Origin of the sequence: Kribbella pratensis (assembly GCF_004365355.1) — a bacterium.
In the GTDB taxonomy this organism is placed as follows: domain Bacteria; phylum Actinomycetota; class Actinomycetes; order Propionibacteriales; family Kribbellaceae; genus Kribbella.
Genome location: NZ_SODP01000003.1, coordinates 1 through 18,274 on the forward strand (window position 1 = coordinate 1; position 18,274 = coordinate 18,274).

Sequence of the window (18,274 nt, forward strand, 5' to 3'; positions counted from 1 at the left end):
CCCCATAAGCGGTCCCCACGCGCCCCTCTGACCTGGGGGGGGTGGGGGTGGTGTTTCGCGGGGGGCGGCGGGGGTCCCCGCGGGGGGGGGGGGCGGCCCCCGCCCCCCCCCCCGCGCCTGGGGGAGGGGGCCTGGGGCGGTGACCTCGCGGTCACATCGCCGGACGGGCACGCAGCTCGGGCGCACAGGGCGCGGGCGGCTGCTGCTTAGGCTTGCGCTGGAACCAGAACGGACGCTGGAAGTCGTGCTTGATGCGGTCCTGCCGGTACTTGATCTCGGCCCGCACCGCGTCGGTCGAGTACATGAACATGATCTCCTCCGAGCTCCTGTCGATGAGTAGACAGTGCGCCCCTGAGGAGACCCCCCACATCCGCACAACTCCCTATGCCCGAGGCAACCAACCCCTTAGAAGCCTCCCCGGCCTACTGCGGACAGCCCCGCGCGCTCCGCAGAGCACGCGGGGCGGCTGTTCGCAGTACGGGTCAGCTGCGGTAGGAGAGGCTTAGTTCGTAGTGGTCTGGGTCCAGGAGTTCGTCGGCGTGTTCGGCGAAGCGGTCGTCGGCGGTCCAGCTGGTGCGGGTGGTGTGGAGGAACCAGGTGCCGGCGGGGCGGTTCAGGTGGCCGGCTTCGACGGGGGTGAGGGGGCGGCCGCGGAGGCGCTGTTCGCAGTGGTCGAGGTAGAGGCCGGCGCGGTTGAGGGTGACGCTGATCGAGCCGTTGTCGAGGCCGCGTTCGGGGAGGTCCCGCAGTGCGTCCAGCGCCGGGATCCGGCTGCGTTCGAGGGAGATCGCCGTACCGTCCGTCAGCTGCCGGACCCGCTCGATCACCACCACCTCGGGCGATTCCAGACCTAGCCGGGACGCCAGCCCGGGATCGGTCGAGCGTTCGATCCGTACCGTTCGCATCCGGGTCTCCACGCCCTGCTCGGACAGGGCATGCGTCCACCCGAGCCGCCCGTCCAGCGGCCGGCCGTCGAACAGCACGTACGAACCCTTGCCGGTATGCGTCGCGATCAGCTGTTCCTCGGCCAGTACGGCGAGCGCCGCGCGGACCGTGTTGCGACTGACCGAGAACCGGCGAGCCAGCTCCACCTCCCCGGGCAGCTGTGCACCACGCCGTACGACGCCGGACTTGATCTCCCGCGCGAGCACCCGTGCGACCCGCTCGTGTTTCAGGGAGATCCGGCGCATCATCGCAATTGCTCCACGTGCACGATCTCGATCATCGGCGCGTACAGCCGCATGATGTCGATCGCCTTGCGATGGTTCTCGTCGGTCGATCCGGCACACGCCTCCTCGACGACCTGGACCTGTACGCCGGCGTCGACCGCAGCCAGCGCCGTACTGATCACGCAGCAGTCCGTCGTCACCCCGCCGAGGACAAGCCGACCGTCCGCCGCGGCCGCCAGCTCCGGACCCCACTTCCCGAAGGAGATCTTGTCCAGAGTTGGAGCGCCCTTGAACTCGTCGACCAGCTCGTACTCCGTCGCGTCGGGCGGCTGCAACGCGAAAGGGAACTCCTGGTAATAAGGCACCCAGGCACCGAACGGTTTCTCCGGCGCCACGAACCGGGTGAAGACGACATCCGACCCGAAGATCTCCAGCAACTCCTTGGTCGGCGCGATCACCCGCTCGAAGCCCGGGGTCGCCCAGCCGGACTCCGGGTCCGCGAAGATCCGTTGCAGGTCGATGAGGGCCAGGACCATCAGGCGGTCGCCTCCTGCCGGCGTACTGCGGCCCCGCGGCCGAACCACTGCACGAGGAACCCGATCACGAGCGCCGCGAGTACGCCGAGGTTCGCGTACGCCCACGCGCCTCCCTTGCCGCCGAGACCGAGCGGCCCGAGCAGGTAGCCCTGCCAGGTCAGCCACGACGCCAGCGTGTTCGTGACCAGGCCCCAGCCGATGCCGGTGGCAACGAGCATCGTGGCCACGGGCAACCACTGCACATCGCCGTACCGCCCGTTCGGCCGGTAGAGGTCGTCCTCGGCGTAGTTCTGGCGCCGGGCCGCGATGTCGGCGAGCATGATCCCGCACCAGGCCGCGATCGGAACGCCGAGCGTGATCAGGAACCCCTGGAACTGGCCCAGGAAATCGCCGCCGTAGAAGACGACGTAGATCGTCCCGCCGATCATCACCACCCCGTCGATGAACGCCGCGACGTACCGCTTGACCGGCAGTCCGAGCGACAGCAGCGCGAGGCCGGACGAGTAGATGTCGAGTACGGCGCCACCGACCAGGCCGAGCACCGCGACGATCACGAACGGCACCAGGAACCACGTCGGCAACGCGCTTGCCAGCGCGCCGATCGGGTCCGCGCCGATCGCCTTACTCAGGTCCGCCGACGAACCCGCCAGCAGCAGACCGAAGATCAGCAGTACGACGGGAGCCACCGAGCCGCCGAACGTCGTCCAGCCGACCACGCCGCGACTCGACGCCTGGCGGGGCAGGTACCGCGAGTAGTCCGCGGCCGCGTTCACCCAGCCGAGCCCGAAGCCCGTCATCAGGAACACCAGCGCGCCGATGACCGCCTGCGACGAACCGCTCGGCAGCGCGGACACCGTGCTCCAGTGGATCTGGTCGGCGACCAGGATGATGTAAACAACGGTGAGTACGCCGGTGACAACGGTGATGACTGTCTGCGCCCGCATGATCAGGTCGAATCCGAGTACGCCGCAAGCGACCGTCAGCAGACCGACCACGACCAGCGCGATCACCTTAGTGAGGTTGCCGCCGCCCCAGCCGAGCCGCTCGAACACGGTCGCGGTCGCGAGCGTCGCGAGGATCGTCAGCACGGTCTCCCAGCCGACGGTCAGCAGCCACGACACCAGTGACGGCAATTTGTTGCCTCGGACACCGAACGCGGCGCGGCTGAGCACCATGGTCGGGGCCGAACCGCGTTTGCCGGCCAGCGCGATCAGCCCGCAGAGCAGGAACGAGAACACCACCCCGATCAGGCCGGCGATCGCCGCCTGCCAGAACGAGATCCCGAATCCGAGCGCGAACGCGCCGTAGCTCAGCCCGAGCACGGAGACGTTCGCTCCGAACCACGGCCAGAACAGCTGGCTCGGGCGGCCCTTCCGGTCCGCGTCGGCGATCACGTTCAGCCCGTTGCTCTCCACCTGGAGCGCGCGGGTCTGCTGCACCTCGAGCTGGTCAGCCATGGTGTCTCCCCACCGGAGTGGACCTGTTCAGTCCTGTTCAACCACGGTAAGCCTGGGTGTGAGAGTGGTCAACACTGCGCGGTTGCCGAAAACTGAGGGCCATGCTGACTGAAGCGGTGGACGGATTCCGGCTGGCGTACGACCGGATCGGCGAGGGCCCGGCGGTAGTGCTGTTGCACGGATGGCCGGGCGATCGCACCGATTACCGGCTGCTCGCGCCGATGCTCGCGGAGCGCGGCTTCGACGTGGTGGTGCCGGATCTCCGCGGGTTCGGTGAGTCGGACGCGGCCGATACCGACCCGGCGCAGTACGGCGTCGCCGCGCAGGGGCGGAGCGTGGTGGGTCTGATGGAGGAGCTGGGGCTGGAGCGTCCGGTGCTCGCGGGGTACGACGTCGGCAGCCGGATCGCGCAGGGGATCGCGCGGAACCAGTCGGAGCTGATCGACGGCATCGTGATCGCGCCGCCGCTGCCGGGGATCGGCAAGCGGGTGTTCTCCGAGCAGGCGCAGGCGGAGTTCTGGTACCAGGCGTTCCATCGGCTGCCGGTGATCGAGGAGTTGATCGACGGGAAGCCGGACGCCGTCCGCTCGTACCTGAACCACTTCTGGACGCACTGGTCCGGGCCGGGGTTCGAGCCGGAGCTCGATCACCTGGTGGATACGTATTCGCAGCCCGGTGCGTTCACGGCGTCGATCCAGTGGTACCGGGCGGGTGCCGGGTCGGTCGCAGTGTCCGCGGCCGAGACGGCGCCTCCGTCGTACGACCGGATCGCCGTACCGACTGTGGTGCTGTGGCCAGAGTTCGACCCGCTGTTCCCGCGGGCGTGGTCGGACCGGGTGGACGACTTCTTCAGCGACGTCCGGGTGCGGTACGTCGACGGCGTCGGGCACTACGCGCCACTCGAATACCCGGAGATCCTCGCGGAGGAGATTGTCGGACTAGGCTGAGCGCATGACCGAGCTGGGGATGCCGACGGTGCGACCGGAAGTCGGCGCGCTGGCAAGGCTCGCGCCGGAGCCGGTCCGGTACCTGCTGAACTGGGGGCGCAAGTACTCGCTCTGGGTGTTCAACTTCGGGCTGGCCTGCTGCGCGATCGAGTTCATCGCCGCGTCGATGGGCCGGCACGACTTCATCCGGCTCGGCGTGATCCCGTTCGCGCCCGGACCGCGGCAGGCCGACCTGATGGTGGTGTCGGGCACCGTCACGGACAAGATGGCGCCGGCGATCAAGCGGCTGTACGACCAGATGCCCGAACCGAAGTACGTGATCTCGTTCGGCTCCTGTTCGAACTCGGGCGGCCCGTACTGGGACTCGTACTGCGTGACCAAGGGCGTCGACCAGATCATCCCGGTCGACGTGTACGTGCCCGGCTGCCCGCCGCGGCCGGAGGCGTTGCTGCAGGGGATCCTCAAACTGCAGGAGAAGATCGCGGGCGAGGCGCTCGCCGACCGGTACGAGGAGCCGTCCGCGGCGGCGCTGACCCGCGGCCTGGTGCAGCCTTGAGCGCCGACGCACTGGAGGCGCTGACGAGTGCCGGCATCACCGCGACGTCGACGGACAGCTTCGGCCCGACCGCGATCGACGTACCGCCGGAGTCGTGGGTGGCGGCGCACGAGGTACTGCGGGATGCCGTCGGGCTCACGTTCTTCGACTTCCTGAGCGCTTCGGACGAGCTGACTGACGGCTTCCGGGTGGTGTCGCACCTCGCGGACTTCTGGGGCGGGTCGCACGTCGATCATGTGCTGGTGCGGACGCTGGTGCCGCGGGACAAGGCGGTGCTGCCGACGCTGTCCGAGGTGTACGCCGGGGCGAACTGGCATGAGCGCGAGACGTTCGAGATGTTCGGAATCAGCTTCGAAGGTCATCCGAATCTGATCACGCTGCTCCTGCCGGACGAGTTCGAGGGCCACCCGCTCCGCAAGGAGTTCGTCCTGGCCTCCCGGGTCGCCAAGCCCTGGCCGGGCGCCAAGGAACCCGGCGAATCCGACCACGCCCCCGCCGGCGCCCCCAGCCGCCGCCGCACCCTCCCACCCGGCGTCCCCGACCCCGAAACCTGGGGCCCGCGCCCACCAGGCTCCCCCGACCCAGACCCGCTAGCGGCCGCGCAGGCAGCCGCAACTCCCGCGCGCCCCCGACGAGCAGCAGGCGCAGGCGGGGAGCGCCGTGCGCGCCGCCAATCCCCGCCCACCGACGCGGCTCCGGCGAGCCCCCCGGACGCGCCGCCTGCGGAGCCCGCGACCGAAGCCGGGCCTGCTGAGCGGTCGGGGGATGGGTCGCCGGAAGAGTCGTCGTGATTCCTTCGGCCGAGGAGCTGGCGCGGTACACGTTGGAGCGTCAGCATCCGTTGACCCGTACGTGGGTCGACGACGCGCGCCGGCTGGCGATCCTGGCCGAAGAGCATGCGGCATTGGACATCCTGCTGGCCGAGGACCTGGACATCGCGACCCAGCGGACCGCGCGCCTGGCGCCGGGCAAGCCGGTCGAGGCGATGCTCAACCATTGGGTTGCCGTAGGCAATGACCTCCAGGTGATGTTCAGCATGCGCTTCGAGAACATGAACCTCGCCAAGCCGTTCGTCGACGCCACCCCGATGAGCCGCTCACCGAAGCCGAGCGACCTATCAGCGCTCGCCGAGGCGGCCCAGGAGTACTACGGCATCCACAATCCGCTCTACCTCCGCCTCTGGAGCGCGGACGCCGGCGTCGAGGGCACCGTGCCCGACCGCCGCTTCCTCGCCGCACCGATCAGCGAGCTGCAACCACGCGACGTACCGCCCGGCCTCGCGCTGCGCCCCGCGAAGAGCGTCGAACACTACGACGAGGCGCGCCGCGCATACGAGGCTGTGGACGCAGACCACCCGCACCACACCGAAGAAGCTGCCATCCAGGACCTCGAGGATCTCCAGGAATCCGCCGACGACGGTTTGCTCTTCGAGATCACGGTGAATGACGAGTGGGCCGGGTACGCCGCGGCCATCATCAAACCCGACGACGCCCTGGGCCTCCCGGCGTACGTCGTCCGCGAGCTCATCCTCGCCAAGCACCATCGCGGCCACGGCTACGGCCCCCACCTGAGCACCCTCCTCGCCCAGGCCCTCCCCGACCCGACCCGCATCTTCATCGGCACCATTCACTCCGCCAACCACGGCGCCCGCACCGCCGCCCTGACCGCCGGCCGCCACGACGTAGGCGGCTGGGTTCAGCTCCCGCTACGTCAGACCTGAGCGAGCCGCTCTGTCGGCTGCCCGGTGAGATTGGCGATGAGTTCGAAGTCCTTGTCCAGGTGAAGTAGAACCAACCCGGTCTGCTCGGCGGTAGCGGCGATCAATAGGTCTGCCACCGAAGGCGCTCGGTGCTGGCCGGCGGATGCGAGCTGCGACTGAACGACGACGGCACGACGCTCGGTCGCTGGGGTGACGTTTTCCACCGGCATAGCTGCGACGGGTGGCTGCTGCAAGAGAGAGCGATGCTCGTCCGCGGATCGCGCCGAGAACCCGACCTCGAGCAGGGTCACCGTGGTGACGTGCACGAGCCCGCGGTTGATGCGGTTCGCCCACTCCTCCCGATCGGGAGCCGTGCTCAGGCGTACCAGAGCCGACTTGTCGATCAGCCAGCGCCGGGAGTCGACGGTTGGTGTCATGACCAGGCCTGGTCCATGACCTCAGGGTCTTCCAGATCGCGAGCCAGGTCTGAGAATCGCTCCAGATCCGCCACGGTCACGGTAACCTCAGAGCGTCCAGCCTCCTGGCTGAGCTGTCGTCGCAGATACTCACTCCTGGACAGGCCCAGGCCGGCCGCTCGATGGTCGATCACCGCGAGCACGTCGTCCGGAACGTCGCGAATGAGAACGTCGCTCATGACGCACCTCCCTCGTCCGATATCTCATGATATCAGGACGGCGCAGGCGTGTAGTAGAAGACGTCTTCGCGGGTTATGTGGCCGGACTCCACGGTGCAGAGGGAGAGTTTGGTGGTTTGGGATTGGGCGCCGGTGGTGGTGTTGCGTTGGGTGAAGGTGAAGCGGATGGCGAAGTGGTTGGTGTGGAGGAGTGGGCCCAGGGTTTCGACGGCGAGGTATTCGATGTCGGTGTTGAGGCGGCGGGCGTTTTCGAGGATTGCGGCTACGCCTTTGAGTTCGGTCGCGGATTCGAGTGGGGCTGTGCGGATCACGTCCGGGGCCAAGTAGGCGACTGCTTCGTCCAGGCGGCCGGCGGACAGTGCGTCGACGTACCCCTGGGCGACCTCGGCCGTGGAGAGGACGCGGAATTCGTCGGCGTGCTCGCGGGCCCACTCCGCGAAGGTGAGGGCGGGGCGGCCGGTTAGTTCGGCGACTGTCGTGGTGACGGGCTCAGGGTTGTCGACGAGCGAGGCCCAGTAGCTGACGGCGCTGGCGGCGAGGGCTGGATCGGCGCCTTGGTCGAGCATGGCCTGACGGGCCTCGTCCCCCACGAGTGGTACGACGTGCATGTCCTTGCCGACCGCACGGGCGATGGTGGCGACCTGCTCGGCCTGGGTGAGTGCCTCGGGGCCCGTGAGCTCGTAGATCTGGCCGACGTGGCCGGGGTTGACGAAGCTGAGTACGGCGACCGCCGCGATGTCGCGCTCGTGGATCATCGACCGCGACGCCTCCGGGTACGGCAGCCGCAGCGTGTCGCCGGAGCGGAAGTCGGCGGCCCACGCCTGAGCGTTCACCGCGAACCCGCTCGGGCGCAGGAACGTCCACGCCTTGTCGGCATCGCGCAGCAACTGCTCGACATCACCCCACACCCCACCCTCGGCGGCGCTGAGCGAAGACAGATACACGACTCGCGAAGGCAACGCCGGACGATCTGCGACGCCCCGTCCGCGCTGAACGAGGGCCACAGCAGGAACGCAGCATCCACGCCGGCCGCAGCCCGTCGTACGGCGGCGACGTCGGTGATATCGCCCTGGATCAGCTCGATTTCGGGTGGGAAACCGGCGAGGTCCGGCGTACGGACGAGAGCGCGAACGGTCACCCCCGCCGCGCGCAGTCCGGCGACGACATGCCGGCCGACCCGACCGGTGGCTCCAGTGACAAGAACGGTAGTCATGACACGATCCTTTGACCTCAACGTTGGTTGAGGTCAAGCCGGACACACTAGGCTGGCGGTCATGCTGGAGTTCGTGGTGCGGGTGGTGGGCGTCCTGGTCGCCTTCCTGGTGGCGCCGTTGCTGGTCGGTCAGGCCGAGCACAAAGTGATGGCACACATGCAGTCACGGCTCGGCCCGATGTACGCCGGCGCGTTCCACGGCTGGGCGCAGCTGGTTGCCGACGGGGTGAAGTTCGTCCAGAAGGAGAGCGTCGTCCCGGCGGCCGCGGACAAGCGGGTCTTCGAGTGGGCCCCGGTCGTCGCGATCCTGCCGTACCTCGCCGCGCTCGCCGCGATCCCGCTGGCGCCCGGCATCGTCGGCGCCGACCTGGATTCCGGGCTGTTCTTCGTGCTCGCGGTGATGAGCATCGGCGTACTCGGTTCGCTGATGGCGGGCTGGGGCAGCGGCAACAAGTACAGCCTGCTCGGCGGACTCCGGGTCGCGGCCCAGCTGATGAGCTACGAGCTGCCGTTCGTGCTGTCCGCCGCGAGTGTCGCGGTCGCCGCCGGATCGCTCAGCCTGACCGGCATCGCGCACGCGTGGAACCCGTGGTGGCTGCTCTGGCAGCTGCCGGGCATGATCGTGTTTTTCATCGCGGGTCTTGCCGAGTTGCAGCGGCCGCCGTTCGACATGCCGGTCGCGGACTCCGAGGTGATCTTCGGCCCGTACACGGAGTACACCGGCCTGCGGTTCGCGATGTTCCTGCTCGCGGAGTACGCCGGGATCGTCGTCCTCGCGGGGCTCACAACGGTGCTGTTCCTCGGCGGCTGGAGCGGACCGGGCCCTGAATCGATCGGCTGGATCTGGACCATCGTGAAGGTCGCGCTGGTCTCGGTCGTGGTGATCTGGGTGCGCGTGTCGTTCCCGCGGATGCGCGCGGACCAGCTGCAGAAGCTCGCCTGGCAGGGCCTGGTGCCGGTGGCGCTGCTCCAGCTCGCGCTCACCGGCATCGGCGTCGTCGTCTTCTGACCCGGACGTGCGCCACTGACCAAACCCGCCTGAGGTGCCGCGCCGCGGGTGTGGTGAGCGCGCGTGCGCGTAGGTCGGGTCAGTTGGTCAGTGACGCAGGTCCGCCTAGGTCGTGGCCAGCGCCTCGGTGGGCGACAGCCGCGAGGCGCGGACGGCGGGGTACAGGCCGGCCAGCGCACCGATTACGAGCGTCGCCACGACTCCACCGGCAAGCGCCCAGACCGGGATCACCGTCAACCAGTTGTGGTACGACGCGTATGCCGCCGTGACCGCGGATCCGAGGAGCGCGCCGCCGACCCCGCCCAGCGCGGAGAGCAGCAGCGACTCGGTGAGGAACTGGGTGCGGATCTGACCGCGGGTCGCGCCGAGCGACCGGCGCAGGCCGATCTCCGCGCGGCGTTCGAGCACGGAGATCACCATGATGTTGGCGACCCCAACGCCGCCGACCAGGAGTGCGACCGCGCCGAGTCCGAGCAGCAGGCCGGTGAACGCCTGTCCAGCTGCTTGCTTCGCGGCGAGCGCGTCGGACGGCCGCGAGACCTCGACCTCGTTCGGCGCCTCGGGGTTGGCGGTTGCCCCGAGCACCGATCGGACCGCCGGCACCTGGGCGTCGTCCGACCTCGTGTAGATCGTGGTCGGGTGTCCGTCGAAGGACAGCTTGCTCGCCGCCGGCCAACCCATGAGCGCGGCGCTGTCCAGCTCCGGTGCGAGTGCGGCCGGCTCGAGGATGCCGAGGACGGTGAACCAGACATGGCCGATCAGCACCTGGGTGTCCGGTCCCGCCTTGGTGATCCCGAGCCGGTCGGCGGCGCTCGAGCCGAGCACGGTCGCCGGGTACGAGCCGGTCGCCGCGTCGATCCACTTGCCGCTGCGGACGGTCGCGCCGATGGTGTCGAGCAGGTTGGCGCGGGCGGCGTACGCGATGATGCCGTTGGTCTCGACGTCCGGGATCTTGTTGGTCCGGTAGACGGACGTGTCGTCGACCTTGCCGACCGCGGACTCGGCCCGGACCGGGCCGATCCGGCGGACCATAGCCTCGGCGGTGAGTGGCAGTTGGGCCTGCTCGCCGGTCAACCGGGTGCCGGGGGCAACCGTCAGAAGATTCGTGCCCAAGGCATCGAGTTGCCCGTCGAGCTCGGCCCGGGAGGACGACGAGATCCCGACGACGGAGACCATCGCGGCAATCCCGATCGCAATCCCCAACGCGGACAGGAACGCGCGGGTCGGCCGGGTCCGCAGACCGACGGCGCCTACCCGGACAACGTCACCCAGCTTCAGGGACGCCGGCTTGAGTTCGCCTCTCATGACCTCACCTCCTCGATGATGCGGCCGTCGCGCATGCGGACCTGGCGGGGGAGGGAAGCGGCGATTTCCCGGTCGTGCGTGATGACGACGACCGTCGTACCGGCCGCGTGCAGGTCGCGCAGCAGTTCCATCACGCCGGCGCCGGATGCGGAGTCGAGTGCCCCGGTCGGTTCGTCGGCGAGCAGTACGGCGGGTTCGCCGGCGACCGCTCGCGCGACGGCGACGCGCTGCCGTTCACCACCGGACAGCTCGTGCGGCTCGTGATCCAGCCGGTGCCCGAGCCCGACCCGTACGAGTGCGGCCGCGGCACGCTTCCGTCGTACGGACAATCGAAGGCCGGAGTAGAGCAGGCCGTCCGCGACGTTGTCCACCGCACGTACGCCCGCGGCCAGGTGGAACTGCTGGAACACGAAGCCGATCCGGGTCGACCGCAATGCCGACAACCCGGCGTCGGAGAGCCGCGCCACGTCGTACCGATCGATGTGGACGGTGCCCGAGGTCGGACGATCGAGAGTGCCGAGCACGTTCAGCATCGTGGATTTGCCGGAGCCGGACGGGCCGACGATCGCGACCAACTCGCCCGCCTCGATCCGCAAGCTGACTCCGTCGAGCGCGTTCACACCGCCCGGGTAGACCTTGGTGACCTCGCTCAGCTCGATCACTTCGGGATCCCCACCGTGGTGCCGGCCTTGATTCCGGAACCGCTGACCTCGACCTGGCCGCTCGCGAACAGCCCTGTCTGCACGGGCACGTAGTGCGACGTCGTGCCGTCGGTGACCTCGACGCCGAACCCGCCTTCGCGGAGCGCGACCAGAGCCGCCACCGGGACGGTCAGCACGTTCTTGCGTTCCGAGGCAGTGAAGGTGACATCAGTTGCCGCTGACGACCAAGCGGCCACCGCCTTTTGGTTGGCGATGGCAACGATCACTTCGACCTTGGTCTCGGGGTCCTTGTCCGGGCTCTCCGCCGGGATGATCACCGTCGACGCCTTCTCGATCCGGCCCGGCACGGTCCTGCCGTCCGGCAGCGCTACCGTCACTGCCGCGTTGAGCGTGGCGAGCCGCTGGTCCGCCGCGTCGAGCTGGACCGTGACGGCCCGGGTCGTGCCGGTGTAGGACAGCACCGGCTGGTTCGGGCCGAGCGGTGTGCCCTCCTGACCTTGCACGCTGTCGACGCGGATATGACCGGGCGCGAACAGCACGCTGCCGAGCTCGACGACGCCGGTCTCGTCCAGACCGAGATCGTCCTGCCACTCCTCGACCGCTTCGGCGGTGGCGGCGGTGTACTCGTCGTCGACGGTGAATCCCGCGTATCCCATCGCCCTGAGGTTCTGCTCGAGCTGCAGCACATCGTTGCCCTCGGCCCCGATCGACAGCCTCCGGTACGCCGGGAGCGCGCCGTACAGCAGGATCGTCGGCTTGTTGTCGATGCTGTAGACGGTGTTCCCGCGCCGCAGCTCCTGCCCGCTGTCCGGTACGGCGGTGACCGTGCCGGCGATCCGGCTGACGGCAGAGGACGTCGTACCGAAGCCGAGCTGGCCGTCCTGGGTCTCGGTGTCCTTCAAGGTCTGTTGCGTGACCTTGGTGGTGTTGACCGGCAAAGCCTGCGCCGGCTGATTCGATGCCTGACTGGTATCGCCGCGATTCACCAGGAACGCGCTCGCCGCGCCCCCGGCGGCCAGGACGACCACAGCCGTGAGGGCCTTCCGCATCACCGCGCCGCCAGGATGCTCTGGCACGCGTCCTGCGCCTTCTGGAAGTCGGGGTCGTCGGCGACGCCCGGGCCGATCATGATGCCGCGCTGGTCCGGCTTCGGGTCCGGGAACTTCTCGACACCGTTCTTCCGCATGCACTCGGCGTACTTGCGCCCGTTCTCGGCCTGCTGCGGGTTAGCGCTGCCCTGCGCCTGCGGGTCGTACTCACGGCAGGCCTCCATCGCCTTCTGGACCTGCTCCTGGGTGACACCGGAGTTCTTGTCGAACCTGAGCATCGGCCCCTTGCCGGGCTCCGGGTCCGGGACATTCAGGCCGTTCTCCCGCAGGCACTGGGTGAACTTGACCGCCATCTCGTCCTGGCTGAGGCTGGCCGGCGCGCTGCTGGGGGCGGTCGACCGGGCCCCTCCACTACCGGAGGCGACCTGAGTGTCGGGCTTGTCCGCTCCGCAGCCGGTGACGAGTACGGCGGCCGCCAGCACGGTGGTGGCCAGGATGGTCTTGCGCATCGGTGCGCTCCTCTCGTTTCCCCGCAGCCTTCGCCGTACGCCGTTTCCCGGCCGTTTCCGAGTGCGCTAACACGGGGGAAACACGGTCGTCGGGGATCATGGGGTGCGTGCGGGTTCTGGTGGTCGAGGACGAACCGTTGCTGGCGGCAGCGATCGCGGAGTGGCTGCGTGACGAGTCACATGCGGTCGACGTGGCCGGTGACGGCGGCGCCGCGCTCGAACGGCTGTCGGTGAACGCGTACGACGTCCTCGTGCTGGACCGCGACATCCCCGTCGTGCACGGCGACGAGGTGTGCCGGCAGTTGGTGCAGTCCGGGTCGGATACTCGCGTGCTGATGCTGACGGCCGCCGCCGCGGTCACCGACCGGGTGGAAGGCCTCGGGCTCGGTGCGGACGATTACCTGACCAAGCCGTTCGCGTTCGCCGAGTTGGCTGCCCGGGTGCTCGCGTTGGGGCGGCGAAGTCGTCCGGCCGATCCGCCCGTACTGCGACGTGCCGGCGTGACGCTGGACCCGGCGCGGCACGAGGTGTTCCGCGACGGCCGGTACGTGCCGCTGTCGAAGAAGGAGTTCGCCGTACTCGCGGAGTTGCTGCGGGCCTCCGGCGCGACCGTGTCGGCCGAACAACTGCTGGAGAAAGCATGGGACGAGCACGTGGACCCGTTCACCGGGGCGGTCCGGCTGACGATCCTCAAGCTGCGCCGGAAGCTGGGCGAGCCGGGGCTGGTCGAGACCGTCACCGGCGTCGGGTACCGCATCCCATGAGGCGGCTGACGCTGCGGGGCCGGCTGACCTTGCTGTACGGCGGGTTGTTCATGGTTGCCGGCGTGGTGCTGCTCGGGGTGACGTATGCGCTGTTCAACGCGAACCTCGGCCAGCAGTACCGCGTGATCGTGAAGGGGACGTACCTCAGTCCGGCGCCTGGAGCCCAGAAGCCACCGCCGCCGACCAACGACGTCTACGTGATGAACAAGGACGGCGCCGTACTCACCGGGTCGGATGCGGAGAGGGTGCTCGAGCAGCAGCGCGAGCAGGTCCGCCAGGCGGCGATCAAGTCGTTGCTGATCCAGGGGAGTGTCGCGCTGGTTGTAGTGGGTGGATTGGCGGCGGGATTCGGATGGTTGGTGGCCGGGCGGGTGCTGGCGCCGCTGCATCGAGTCACCGACACGGCTCGCCGGATCTCGGCTTCACCTGCGGCCTTGCACGAGCGGATTGCGCTCAAGGGGCCTGACGACGAGGTGAAGAACCTGGCCGATGCGTTCGACACGATGGTCGAACGGCTGGACCATTCGTTCGACGGCCAGCGCCGGTTCGTGGCCAACGCGTCGCATGAGCTGCGGACGCCGTTGACGCTCGGCCGGGCGCTGGTCGAGGTCGCGATGCACCGGCGTACGGCGTCTGCCGACGTGAAGGAACTGGGCGAGAGCCTGCTGACGATCAACGCGCGACACGAGCAGCTGATCGAGGGTTTGCTGATCCTCGCGGACTCCGAGAAGCAGCTGACGGCGGTCTATCCGGTGAATCTGAGCGACGTGCTGGACCACGTCTGCAGACAACTGTCCGCTGAGGCGGCGGAAGCGGGCGTCGAGGTGATCCGCGGACCGGGCGACGCGCCGGCGCGGGGGGATGCGCTCCTGCTCGAGCGCCTGGTGCACAACCTGGTACAGAACGGTATCCGCCACAACACGGATCCCCAGGCCATCACAATCGAGCCGCGCCGGGGCGAACAGGCGGGCGACAGTGCGCAGCCGCCAGTTGTGATGGGGCTGGGATCCGGGTCCGCCCGGTGGGTTCGCGTGATCAGCAAGACGGTCGGGGCGTCCGTGCAGGTGATCGTGACGAACACCGGGCCGGAGATCCCGCCGTACGAGGTGGAGAGCCTGTTCAAGCCGTTCTACCGGCTGGGCGCCGAACGGCTGGTCAGCGGGAAGGGCGCCGGGCTCGGGTTGTCGATCGTCCGCTCGGTGGCCGAGGCGCACGGCGGGACTGTCATCGCCGTACCGCGAGCCGGAGGCGGTCTGGAAATTACTGTGGAGCTGCCTGTCGATCCGGGCTGAGGCCATTCGTACAGATGACGAGAAGGAGGACACGATGAACCAGTACCTGCTCAGCATCTACCAGCCCGACGGTCCGATCCCCGAGCCCGAGGTCCTGCAGCCGATCCTGCGGGAGCTTCAGGCGTTGAACGAGGAGATGCAGGCGGCCGGCGTCTGGGTGTTCGCGGCCGGTCTGCACCCGCCGGACACCGCGACCGTGCTGAAAGCGCACGGTGACGAGGTGCTGATCACCGACGGCCCGTTCACCGAGGGCAAGGAGCACCTGGGAGGTTTCACCGTCATCCAGGTCGACGACCTCGACGCCGCACTCCACTGGGCCCGCCGCCTGGCCAAGGTTCTCCGCAACCTGTCCGTAGAAGTCAGACCCTTCCAGTCGTGACACCTGATCTGGCCGCGATCTTCCGCGCCGAGCACGGGCGGGCGGTCGCAGTGTTGACGCGGGTCTTCGGGGATCTGGAGATCGCCGAGGACGCCGTACAGGATGCCTTCGCGACGGCGGTGGAGAAGTGGGCGGAGAGCGGCGTACCGCCGAGTCCGGCCGGCTGGATCATCACGACCGCCCGGAACCGGGCGATCGACCGGCTGCGCCGCGAGTCCGCGCGGGCCGACAAGCAGGCCCAGGCGGCCCAGACGGCACTGTTGCATGCCCAGGACGAGCCGGAGGAGGTGGGTGCGGTGGACGACGATCGTCTGCGGCTGATGTTCACCTGCTGCCACCCGGCCCTCGCGCTGAACGTCCGCGTCGCGCTCACCCTCCGCATGCTCGGCGGCCTCACCACCACCGAGATCGCGCACGCGTTCCTCGTCCCCGAGCCGACGATGGCGCAACGCCTGGTCCGCGCCAAGGCGAAGATCCGCGCGGCCGGTATCCCGTACCGCGTCCCGTACGAGGCCGATCTGCCCGAGCGCGTGCGCGGCGTACTCGCCGTCGTCTACCTGATCTTCAACGAGGGGTACGCCGCGTCGTCGGGCGAATCCCTCGTTCGCGACGAACTCGCGCTCGAAGCCATCCGCCTCGGCCGGCTGGTGGCCGACCTCATGCCCGACGAACCCGAGGCCGTCGGCCTGCTCGCCCTGATGCTCCTTCAACAAGCCCGCCGCCCCGCGCGGGTCGGGGCCGACGGCGGGCTCATCCGCCTCCGCGAGCAGGACCGCACACTCTGGGACCGCCCGCTGATCACCGAGGGCCATGCACTGGTACGCCGATGCCTCCGCCGCAACCAGCCCGGCCCGTACCAACTCCAGGCAGCCATCAACGCCGTCCACGCCGACGCGACATCAGCCGAGTCGACGGATTGGCGCCAGATCGTCCAGCTCTACGACCACCTCCTGACCCTCGAGCCCTCTCCGGTGGTTGCCCTCAACCGAGCCGTCGCAGTCTCTGAAGTCGATGGCCCCGCCGCGGCGCTGACCCTCGTCGACGCGCTCGACCTTGACACCTACTACCTCTTCCACGCGATCCGCGCCGACCTCCTGACGCAACTGGGCCGCGCGCCAGAGGCGCAAGCGGCCTACCAGCGCGCTCTCGCCCTGACCCCCAACGAAGCCGAGCAGCACTTCCTCCGATCACGCCTCGAGCACCTCCCGCCGGGCTGACCCGCCGTTCTGTAAGGTCCACCCGTGCGGGGATTTGAGTTGGTTTGTGAGGTGGAGCCGCCTACCCGGCCTGATCTGAAGCGGGTTCGGCATCAGATCGGGGTGATGAGTCCGATCGCGGACGGGTTCCTGATCCCGGACAACCACATCGGCCGGGCGACCGTTTCCAGCGTCGCGGTGGCCAACGAGGTGCAGTTGATGGGTGCCCGGGGCATCGCCTGCCTCAACTCCCGTGACCGCAACCTGCTCGGCTTCCGCAGGGATCTGCTGACGGCGGCGGCGTACGGCGTGGAGCAGTTCTTGTTCGTCCACGGGGACGAACCCGCGGAAGGTGCCCGGACGAGTCAGCTCACGGTCCGCACGATGATCGAGCAGGCACGCGATACGACGTACCCCGGCTGCAACCCCTTCCAGGTCGGCGCCGCGACCCGCCTGACCAAGGTTCCGCGCTGGAAGGCCGAGGCCGACTTCCTGTACGTGCAGGTCAGCTACGACCTCGACGAGCTCCTCCGCTGGCGCGACTCGGTCGACCTCGGCATCCCGGTGTACGCCGGCGTGATGGTGCTGGCCTCGGCGAAGATGGCCCACGACCTCGCCGCTCTGCCCCAGCTCAAGATCCCGCCGGCCCTGATCGAGGCGGTCGACCAGGACCGCGACGCCGGCGTCGACCACGCCTGCGAGCAAATCCTCGCGATCCGTGACTCGGGTGCGTTCGACGGCGTTCATCTGATACCGGTGAGCCGGTACCGGCAGGTCGCCGCCCGGCTCGAGCGCGAGCTTTAGCGCGCCGGATCGGGTCGTGGGAGGCTAGTGTCCTGCTTAGAGACGGGAGGTGGAGCGTGGGGGTGCCGGGTAAGGGGCTGGTCGAGGGGCTGAAGGTCACCGCGAGGACGCTGGCCCGTCGGTCTGTCACCGAGCAGTATCCGGATGTCCTGCCGGAGTTGCCGCCGCGCAGTCGTGGTGTGATCGCGCTGATGGAGGAGAACTGCACCTCCTGCATGCTGTGCGCCCGCGAGTGCCCGAGCTGGTGCATCTACATCGACTCGCACACCGAGACCGCGCCGTCGGTCGGTGAGCAGGCGCGGGAGCGCAGCCGGAACGTGCTGGACCGGTTCGCGATCGACTTCAGCCTGTGCATGTACTGCGGGATCTGTATCGAGGCCTGCCCGTTCGACGCGCTGTTCTGGTCGCCGGAGTTCGAGTACGCCGAGACCGACCTGCGCAACCTGACCCACGAGAAGGACCGCCTCCGCGACTGGATGTGGACCGTGCCCGCGCCGCAACCCATCGACCCCGGCCCGACGGCAGAGCCCCCCGGCCCGACGGCTGAGACCCCCGGCCCGACGCAAGAGGACGAGGCGTGACCACAGCCCTGTTCAGCGTTGCGGGAGCCGTCGCCCTCATCGCCTCGGTCCTGGTCGTGACCTCCCAGCGGATCGTGCACGCCGCGCTCTGGCTGGTCGTCGCGCTCGGGGCGATCGCCGGCTGCTTCGGCGTCCTGCATGCGGAGTTCGTCGCGCTGGTCCAGATCCTGGTGTACGTCGGCGCCATCGTCGTCCTGGTGCTGTTCGCGCTCATGTTGACCAAAGCGCCGACGAACCCACTGCCGAGCCTGACGACCGGCCGCAGCCCGTTCGCGGCCGTCGTCGCGGCCGTGCTGGCACTGGTCCTCGGCGCCGGCGTGGTTCTTGCTTTTGGCAACGAGAAGATCAAGCCGGTGGTGGACGGATCCGCGCAGGCAGTGGGAACGCAGGTCTTCAAGACCTGGGTGCTCCCGTTCGAAGTTCTCTCGGTCCTCCTGCTGGCCGCGCTGATCGGCGCGATCGCCCTGTCCCAGCGGAAGAAGGAGGACTGAC

23 protein-coding genes and 1 pseudogene are annotated in these 18,274 nt (G+C 69.0%); 12 read left to right on the forward strand and 12 right to left on the reverse strand.

Annotated elements, in window-relative coordinates:
• Nucleotides 1–151: 151 nt before the first annotated feature.
• The 4 genes from EV653_RS41365 to EV653_RS27595 all read right to left on the reverse strand — a co-directional run bounded on the left by EV653_RS41365 (nucleotide 152) and on the right by EV653_RS27595 (nucleotide 3,162).
• Entirely contained in the window at nucleotides 152–304 is a 153-nt protein-coding gene (locus EV653_RS41365) for a hypothetical protein (protein ID WP_166679602.1), read from the reverse strand.
• 178 nt (nucleotides 305–482) lie between these two features.
• Nucleotides 483–1,193, reverse strand: coding sequence for a GntR family transcriptional regulator (locus EV653_RS27585; RefSeq protein ID WP_238160303.1), 711 nt, complete (start codon nucleotides 1,191–1,193; stop codon nucleotides 483–485).
• The gene (locus tag EV653_RS27590) at nucleotides 1,190–1,705 is read right to left on the reverse strand and encodes a cysteine hydrolase family protein (RefSeq protein ID WP_134106883.1); all 516 of its coding nucleotides are present in this window, start codon (nucleotides 1,703–1,705) and stop codon (nucleotides 1,190–1,192) included. The genes EV653_RS27585 and EV653_RS27590 overlap by 4 nt, the downstream gene beginning before the upstream one ends.
• Complete coding sequence (locus EV653_RS27595) at nucleotides 1,705–3,162, reverse strand: purine-cytosine permease family protein (RefSeq protein WP_202871871.1); 1,458 nt, start codon at nucleotides 3,160–3,162, stop codon at nucleotides 1,705–1,707. Before EV653_RS27595 ends, EV653_RS27590 begins: the two co-directional genes overlap by 1 nt.
• A 101-nt stretch (nucleotides 3,163–3,263) precedes the next feature.
• On the opposite strand from EV653_RS27595, the gene EV653_RS27600 reads away from it, so the two are divergent.
• From EV653_RS27600 to EV653_RS27615, 4 genes are read left to right on the forward strand one after another with little or no spacing between them, the layout of a single operon-like run.
• Nucleotides 3,264–4,109, forward strand: a complete 846-nt coding sequence (locus EV653_RS27600) for an alpha/beta fold hydrolase (RefSeq protein ID WP_134106885.1) — start codon at nucleotides 3,264–3,266, stop codon at nucleotides 4,107–4,109.
• A gap of 4 nt (nucleotides 4,110–4,113) precedes the next feature.
• Nucleotides 4,114–4,665, forward strand: a complete 552-nt coding sequence (locus EV653_RS27605) for an NADH-quinone oxidoreductase subunit B (RefSeq protein WP_134106887.1) — start codon at nucleotides 4,114–4,116, stop codon at nucleotides 4,663–4,665.
• On the forward strand, nucleotides 4,662–5,456 hold the full coding sequence (locus tag EV653_RS27610; protein ID WP_134106889.1) for an NADH-quinone oxidoreductase subunit C: 795 nt from the start codon (nucleotides 4,662–4,664) through the stop codon (nucleotides 5,454–5,456). The genes EV653_RS27605 and EV653_RS27610 overlap by 4 nt, the downstream gene beginning before the upstream one ends.
• Entirely contained in the window at nucleotides 5,453–6,385 is a 933-nt protein-coding gene (locus EV653_RS27615) for a GNAT family N-acetyltransferase (protein ID WP_238160304.1), read from the forward strand. Before EV653_RS27610 ends, EV653_RS27615 begins: the two co-directional genes overlap by 4 nt.
• Here the strand turns inward: EV653_RS27615 and EV653_RS27620 are convergent.
• The 4 genes from EV653_RS27620 to EV653_RS42295 are packed head-to-tail and all read right to left on the reverse strand — an operon-like array spanning nucleotide 6,376 to nucleotide 8,232.
• Nucleotides 6,376–6,801, reverse strand: coding sequence for a PIN domain nuclease (locus EV653_RS27620; RefSeq protein ID WP_134106891.1), 426 nt, complete (start codon nucleotides 6,799–6,801; stop codon nucleotides 6,376–6,378). The genes EV653_RS27615 and EV653_RS27620 overlap by 10 nt on opposite strands.
• Entirely contained in the window at nucleotides 6,798–7,019 is a 222-nt protein-coding gene (vapB, locus tag EV653_RS27625; RefSeq protein WP_134106893.1) for a type II toxin-antitoxin system VapB family antitoxin, read from the reverse strand. The genes EV653_RS27620 and vapB overlap by 4 nt, the downstream gene beginning before the upstream one ends.
• A 32-nt stretch (nucleotides 7,020–7,051) precedes the next feature.
• Nucleotides 7,052–7,927 (reverse strand): nuclear transport factor 2 family protein, encoded by an 876-nt coding sequence (locus EV653_RS42290; RefSeq protein ID WP_238160309.1) that lies wholly within the window; start codon nucleotides 7,925–7,927, stop codon nucleotides 7,052–7,054.
• Nucleotides 7,849–8,232, reverse strand: a complete 384-nt coding sequence (locus EV653_RS42295; protein ID WP_238160318.1) for an SDR family oxidoreductase — start codon at nucleotides 8,230–8,232, stop codon at nucleotides 7,849–7,851. The genes EV653_RS42290 and EV653_RS42295 overlap by 79 nt, the downstream gene beginning before the upstream one ends.
• 61 nt (nucleotides 8,233–8,293) lie before the next feature.
• Here EV653_RS42295 and EV653_RS27640 point away from each other — a divergent pair, with 61 nt between their 5' ends.
• Nucleotides 8,294–9,241 carry a complex I subunit 1/NuoH family protein gene (locus EV653_RS27640; protein ID WP_238160324.1) on the forward strand — a complete coding sequence of 316 codons (948 nt, stop codon included), beginning with the start codon at nucleotides 8,294–8,296 and terminating at the stop codon, nucleotides 9,239–9,241.
• A 105-nt stretch (nucleotides 9,242–9,346) separates the two neighbouring features.
• Here EV653_RS27640 and EV653_RS27645 read toward each other — a convergent pair whose 3' ends face one another.
• The 4 genes from EV653_RS27645 to EV653_RS27660 are packed head-to-tail and all read right to left on the reverse strand — an operon-like array spanning nucleotide 9,347 to nucleotide 12,766.
• Nucleotides 9,347–10,546: an ABC transporter permease gene (locus EV653_RS27645; protein WP_134106897.1), complete on the reverse strand. Its 1,200-nt coding sequence runs from the start codon at nucleotides 10,544–10,546 to the stop codon at nucleotides 9,347–9,349.
• Entirely contained in the window at nucleotides 10,543–11,208 is a 666-nt protein-coding gene (locus EV653_RS27650) for an ABC transporter ATP-binding protein (protein ID WP_134106899.1), read from the reverse strand. The genes EV653_RS27645 and EV653_RS27650 overlap by 4 nt, the downstream gene beginning before the upstream one ends.
• On the reverse strand, nucleotides 11,205–12,284 hold the full coding sequence (locus EV653_RS27655) for a peptidoglycan-binding protein (RefSeq protein ID WP_238160332.1): 1,080 nt from the start codon (nucleotides 12,282–12,284) through the stop codon (nucleotides 11,205–11,207). The genes EV653_RS27650 and EV653_RS27655 overlap by 4 nt, the downstream gene beginning before the upstream one ends.
• Nucleotides 12,257–12,766, reverse strand: a complete 510-nt coding sequence (locus EV653_RS27660; protein WP_134106901.1) for a hypothetical protein — start codon at nucleotides 12,764–12,766, stop codon at nucleotides 12,257–12,259. The genes EV653_RS27655 and EV653_RS27660 overlap by 28 nt, the downstream gene beginning before the upstream one ends.
• Before the next feature lie 107 nt (nucleotides 12,767–12,873).
• On the opposite strand from EV653_RS27660, the gene EV653_RS27665 reads away from it, so the two are divergent.
• The 7 genes and pseudogenes from EV653_RS27665 (at nucleotide 12,874) to EV653_RS27695 (ending at nucleotide 18,273) form a co-directional block, all read left to right on the forward strand.
• Nucleotides 12,874–13,530, forward strand: a complete 657-nt coding sequence (locus EV653_RS27665; protein WP_134106903.1) for a response regulator transcription factor — start codon at nucleotides 12,874–12,876, stop codon at nucleotides 13,528–13,530.
• Entirely contained in the window at nucleotides 13,527–14,822 is a 1,296-nt protein-coding gene (locus tag EV653_RS27670) for a sensor histidine kinase (protein ID WP_134106905.1), read from the forward strand. The genes EV653_RS27665 and EV653_RS27670 overlap by 4 nt, the downstream gene beginning before the upstream one ends.
• A 34-nt stretch (nucleotides 14,823–14,856) precedes the next feature.
• Nucleotides 14,857–15,201 carry a YciI family protein gene (locus EV653_RS27675; RefSeq protein WP_134106907.1) on the forward strand — a complete coding sequence of 115 codons (345 nt, stop codon included), beginning with the start codon at nucleotides 14,857–14,859 and terminating at the stop codon, nucleotides 15,199–15,201.
• Nucleotides 15,198–16,418 (forward strand): RNA polymerase sigma factor, encoded by a 1,221-nt coding sequence (locus tag EV653_RS27680; RefSeq protein WP_134106909.1) that lies wholly within the window; start codon nucleotides 15,198–15,200, stop codon nucleotides 16,416–16,418. Before EV653_RS27675 ends, EV653_RS27680 begins: the two co-directional genes overlap by 4 nt.
• Before the next feature lie 105 nt (nucleotides 16,419–16,523).
• On the forward strand, nucleotides 16,524–17,201 hold the full coding sequence (locus tag EV653_RS27685; RefSeq protein WP_238160342.1) for a methylenetetrahydrofolate reductase: 678 nt from the start codon (nucleotides 16,524–16,526) through the stop codon (nucleotides 17,199–17,201).
• A 191-nt stretch (nucleotides 17,202–17,392) separates the two neighbouring features.
• Nucleotides 17,393–17,608: pseudogene (locus EV653_RS42300) on the forward strand (4Fe-4S binding protein); the annotation flags it as partial.
• Nucleotides 17,609–17,778: 170 nt separating this feature from the next.
• Complete coding sequence (locus EV653_RS27695; RefSeq protein WP_134106915.1) at nucleotides 17,779–18,273, forward strand: NADH-quinone oxidoreductase subunit J family protein; 495 nt, start codon at nucleotides 17,779–17,781, stop codon at nucleotides 18,271–18,273.
• Nucleotide 18,274: the final 1 nt, after the last annotated feature.